Annotated in this window: 2 protein-coding genes; both read left to right on the forward strand. The window is 39.3% G+C overall.

Going from position 1 to position 2120, the window contains the following annotated elements:
* Positions 1 to 126: 126 nt before the first annotated feature.
* Positions 127 to 711 (forward strand): DUF3109 family protein, encoded by a 585-nt coding sequence (locus ACT9TX_RS18280; RefSeq protein ID WP_481340527.1) that lies wholly within the window; start codon positions 127 to 129, stop codon positions 709 to 711.
* Positions 712 to 787: 76 nt separating this feature from the next.
* Positions 788 to 1975: a thiolase family protein gene (locus ACT9TX_RS18285; protein ID WP_481340529.1), complete on the forward strand. Its 1188-nt coding sequence runs from the start codon at positions 788 to 790 to the stop codon at positions 1973 to 1975.
* Positions 1976 to 2120 lie beyond the last annotated feature (145 nt).

The following is a 2120-nucleotide window of genomic DNA, read 5'->3' on the forward strand; positions in this document are numbered from 1 at the left end:
AAATGTTTTCTATCCAAAACGTTCGCCTTTACTTAATAAGTATGCAAAAAATAAATTTAGATGCGTTTGCCCTGGGTAGTAATGCCGCTGCACTTATCTTCGTTGCCGCAGAAAATACAAGTGATTATGATTGCAATTGATAATAAATTGATAAGTGACGAAGTGATTGAAGAGCAATTTGTGTGTGACCTTACCAAGTGTAAAGGTGGCTGCTGTGAAGATGGTGATGCTGGTGCACCACTTGAAAACTGGGAAAAGAAAGAAGTAGATAAAGCCCTTGCAATTGTAAAACCGTTCATGACCAAAGAAGGCCTGCAAGCAGTAAATGAACAAGGTAATTATACCTACGATAGAGAATTTGGGTGGGTAACGCCTACCGTAAATGGCGGCATTTGCGCTTATGGCTATAAAGATAAAGATGGTGTAATTGTTTGCACTTTTGAACAAGCATTTAACGAAGGTAAAATAGGGTGGAAGAAACCATTGAGTTGCCATTTGTTCCCGATAAGAATTACCACCAGCAAGCAAGACCCTGATGTCGAATATGTAAATTATCAACCAAGAGAAGACTTGTGTGGTGGTGGTTGTAGCTTGGGTAAGCAACTAAAAGTACCAGCCTACGTGTTTTTAAAAGAAGCCATCATAAGAAAATATGGTGAGGAATTTTACGAGGCATTAGATGCTACAGCTGAACATTTAAAGAAAGGATAGATTAAATATTACCACATAGACAGATAGGCACATAGAAGCTTTATGCCTCTGTGTCTTTGTGGTGAAAAAAGAAACAATGAAACCTGCCTATATTATTGATGCCGTACGTAGCCCCATTGGTAGATATGGTGGTAAATTAAGTACGGTACGTCCAGATGATTTATTGGCATTAATGATACGTTCGCTAGTACAGCGCAACAGCACTATTGATGTGCACCAAATAGAAGACGTAATTGCGGGTGCAGCCAACCAAGCAGGTGAGGATAATAGAAATGTAGGCAGGCTAGCAGCTTTACTAGCAGGCTTGCCTGTAACGGTTGCAGGTAATACCGTTAATAGATTGTGTGGTAGTGGTATGCAAGCCATCATGGATGCAGCTAAAAGCATTATGTGCGGCGAAGGCATGTTGTACATAGCAGGTGGTGTAGAAAGTATGAGTAGAGCGCCTTTTATTACTGCAAGGCAAATAGATAACGAACCTATTGAAACGGTAGATAGCACTATTGGTTGGCGTTTTACTAATCTAACTTTAGCTGCTATGTATCACCCTTATAGCATGGGCGAAACCGCTGAACAATTATCCATTACAAGACAAATATCTAGAGCAGCACAAGATGCTTATGCTGCTAATTCTCATGCAAAATATTTTACAGCATTGACCAATAATTATTGGGCAGATGAAATAATACCTGTGCCAATTACACATAAAGGCACAGCAATACTATTTGATAAGGATGAACATCCAAGACATACAAGTGTAGAAAAACTAGCAGGGCTAAAACCTGCATTTGTAACTAATGGTTGTGTAACTGCTGGTAATGCCTCAGGTATAAATGATGGTGCATCAGCCTTATTATTAGCTAGTGAAGAAGCGGTAAAGTTGTTTAATCTACAACCAATGGCAAGGGTGGTAAGTACGGCTGTTGCAGGTGTGCATCCAGAAATGATGGGTTTAGGCCCTGTACCTGCTACGCAAAAAGCATTGCAACGTGCTGGCTTAACTATAAATGACTTAGACCTAATAGAACTAAACGAGGCTTTTGCAGTGCAAAGTATTGCTTGTGTTAATGATTTAGTATTAGATACCAACATTATTAATGTAAATGGTGGTGCTATTGCTTTGGGCAATCCGTTAGGTAGCGGTGGCGCCAGAATTACCACTACTTTATTACATGAAATGAAGCGCCGCAAAAGCAGATATGGGCTTGCTGCTATGTGCATAGGTGTGGGGCAAGGTTCTGCATTAATTGTAGAAGCACTGTAATAATATTTTTACCCGCTTAAATACTATTTATTAGGCGCATAGAAGTTTTTCCAATATTAATGTGGTTTGTGAGGACACCACAGGTGTACAAAAGATAAATTAGCTCTTTGATACAATAAAATTAAATTTATCCGTTGCTTTAAGA

This window comes from Parasediminibacterium sp. HNIBRBA5674 (assembly GCF_056745525.1).

Coding starts and splice junctions, on each gene's coding strand:
- ACT9TX_RS18280 (WP_481340527.1), top strand. CDS start 127: ATGATTGCAATTGATAATAAATTGATAAGTGACGAAGTGATTGAAGAG.
- ACT9TX_RS18285 (WP_481340529.1), top strand. CDS start 788: ATGAAACCTGCCTATATTATTGATGCCGTACGTAGCCCCATTGGTAGA.